Annotated in this window: 4 protein-coding genes; 3 read left to right on the forward strand and 1 reads right to left on the reverse strand. The window is 44.0% G+C overall.

Annotated features, from left to right (window positions below):
• Positions 1-163 precede the first annotated feature (163 nt).
• The 3 genes from IM500_RS23290 to IM500_RS23300 all read left to right on the forward strand — a co-directional run bounded on the left by IM500_RS23290 (position 164) and on the right by IM500_RS23300 (position 1,833).
• Positions 164-427 (forward strand): hypothetical protein, encoded by a 264-nt coding sequence (locus IM500_RS23290; RefSeq protein WP_242034680.1) that lies wholly within the window; start codon positions 164-166, stop codon positions 425-427.
• A gap of 338 nt (positions 428-765) precedes the next feature.
• Complete coding sequence (locus IM500_RS23295; RefSeq protein ID WP_242034679.1) at positions 766-996, forward strand: DUF433 domain-containing protein; 231 nt, start codon at positions 766-768, stop codon at positions 994-996.
• Positions 997-1,116: 120 nt separating this feature from the next.
• Complete coding sequence (locus IM500_RS23300; protein ID WP_190722652.1) at positions 1,117-1,833, forward strand: Uma2 family endonuclease; 717 nt, start codon at positions 1,117-1,119, stop codon at positions 1,831-1,833.
• A gap of 712 nt (positions 1,834-2,545) precedes the next feature.
• On the opposite strand, the gene IM500_RS23305 is transcribed toward IM500_RS23300, so the two are convergent.
• A partial coding sequence (locus IM500_RS23305) for a hypothetical protein (protein WP_287739622.1) occupies positions 2,546-2,741 on the reverse strand: 196 nt, incomplete at its 5' end.

The raw sequence follows: 2,741 nt of genomic DNA on the forward strand, positions 1-2,741 counted from the left end.
ACGGGACAAAGGGTTAACCTCGATTTATGATTTTCCTTGATCTATCTGGGTTTCAGCGATTTTGGGCTTCTCGAAGTAAATCCCAAGCGGGGATTGGAGTTGAGGCTTTTCTCGATTTGTTTTTTGTCTAAGTCCCAATAAGCATGACATTGAGAAAATTGGGGTGCGAGAATTTCGGAGCGAACTCCCTAAATACCTATACGGTGAGACTCCCGTTGAGGTACTACGTCACGGTCAAACTGTTGGGTTCTATTTCCCCGTTAAACAGGGGAGTAAAAGCGCCGATATCGCTGCCTTACAAGCGGTGGCCGCTCAATTTGAGTACCTGTTAAGTCAAAAGGGAATTTCCGAGGACGATATTGTTCGTGAGTTTCGTCAGATGTGTGAAGCGGATAGAGCCAATCAGAGAAAGGATTTGGACAAGTGAGACTCAAATTCATCGTTCTCGACGCTAATATCATCATAATAAATAGACATCTCCAAAAATCTATACCCCAGTCCTAGCAATGGTATTCCTACTCGGTAATGGGATTTCTTATCCTTTTAGCTAAACAGCAACATTACTCCTATGAAATTAGCCTCTATTACCATTTTTCTTTATTCGCGTCACAACGAATGCAGGCTTGGCAAGCATTCGAGCGTGGATGTCTGTCATGGATTTAGAAATTAGCCTCTATCCCAACAAAGCAGTACATCGAGCAACGAGAAGAAGAATATTGGATTGAAGGAACTCGTATCTCCCTTGATTCAGTTGTCTATTCTTTCTTGAACGGAGAATCGCCCGAAAGCATTGCCCAAAATTTTCCACTCCTTTCCCTCGAACAGGTTTATGGCGCGATCGCTTTCTATCTGGCCAATCGAGAGCTTGTGGATGCCTATCTGAAAAAGGGTGAAGCCGAGTTTCAGCAACTACAACAGTCTTGTAGAGAAAAGAGTCCTTTGCTGTACCAAAAATTGAAGGCGGCTCAAGCCTACAATATGTGCTTAAAAAACTAATTTCCTAGAAGAAGGCTATAATTACCATAACATTTTGCCCCGTCTCAATTCTAGCCCCTAGATATTTTCCCCAATGCTAGAGGAAAAAGCTCCTTAAGTCTCATCACCAGCGTGACTCCGATGACTTCAACTATTGCCCCTTCTCGACTTTCACTGCCCACCCAAGATGAATTGCCCTGCGATGACGGCGTTCCCATGGAAACCCAACGACATAAACTCCAGATGGATATACTCATAGATGCCTTGTTACCCTGGTTAGCTGCTAGGGAAGATGGCTATGTAGGCGGCAATATGTTCGTTTATTTCAGTGCCGCACAGTTAAAAAGCGAGGACTTTCGCGGTCCCGATTTCTTTGCTGTCCGGGGGGTTCCTAAAGGGGAAAGAAAAAGTTGGGTGGTTTGGCAAGAGGGGAAAGCTCCCGACGTGGTTATCGAACTCCTTTCTGAAAGTACCGCTCAACAGGATAAAACTGAAAAGAAAGCTATATATCAAGACCGCTTGCGAGTGCCAGAATATTTCTGGTACGATCCCTTCAATCCTGAAGACTGGGCAGGTTTTATCCTCAGAGACGGCAACTACGAGCCATTATCTCTAGAGACGGGAGAAAGATTTTTCAGTCAAAGGCTAGGGTTGGCTTTGGTCCGCTGGCAAGGAGAGTATAAGGGAGTTGAGGCAGTTTGGCTGCGTTGGGCGACTTTTGCGGGCGATTTACTGCCCACGGAGTCAGAGCTAACTGAACAGGAGAAAATGCGGGCTGAACAGGAGAGAATGCGGGCTGAGGATTTAGAAGCATTGCTCCAACGCTATCGAGAGCGTTTTGGGGATTTGCCAGAATAAATCTAGATGTTGACCGGCTAGTAATCAATAGACATCTCCAAAAATTATAACCCAATCACAGCCTGCCTTTAGCTTATGTACTAACTAAATAGTTCGCTAGCTGAAATGTATATCTATCGTCGCTAATTCAATTTCACTGAAAAAATATGAAGCAATTAAAATTATGGCTCTTCGGTTTGTGTGATGCAATGGACGGGGGTTATAAGGGATGGAACCCTTATATAGAAAGGCATTTAGCGATTTTTGTCAATTCTTTTCGATCTAGAGCGAACTAATCAATTAAGTCTCTTGCCAGATAAGGATTTAGTCGATTTATGCCTCCCTATCGAACCATACCAAGTAACGAAGAGCCAAAATTATTTTTATTTGGGTGTGTTCCCTGACTAGAATAACTTTTAGTCTTGAGATAATATTAGGTCGAGGTCTAATCATCCCGTTGAATTAATTCGGGGCTGGAGTAATTGTCTATAATGACTTTCCAGGAGGCTAAATGGAAGATATTCCAACATTTTTCTCCATTATATCGGGAGAGCCGTTGGCTTTCTAGTAAGTACCTAAGCAAAATTAATTACACATCCAAGCCGTCACCCGTCAGCCAAAAGCTTTTTGCTGTTACCAGTAAACAGTGAACTAAAAATTCAAATCTGATCCCTGATAGCTGTCTCGGAGTCCCCCGTCCCCCGTCTCGGAGTCTCGGAGTCTCCTGTCTCGACTAGGAAATTAATTTTGCACGACTACTTAGGGCTTGCTGAATAAATGTGAAATGTAGGCAAGGTAAGGGTTTTGGGGCTTTTCTTGCTCCCACAGGTGCAAGATTTTGAGAGAATCGTCGTTCAAAACCTTGCGTCTTCATCAGCCCGCGTCCTGTAGGGGCGAAGCATTCGGGCAATAACCTATCGGTGAAACCG

The organism is Microcystis sp. M179S2 (assembly GCF_020245805.1).
Lineage (GTDB): Bacteria > Cyanobacteriota > Cyanobacteriia > Cyanobacteriales > Microcystaceae > Microcystis > Microcystis aeruginosa.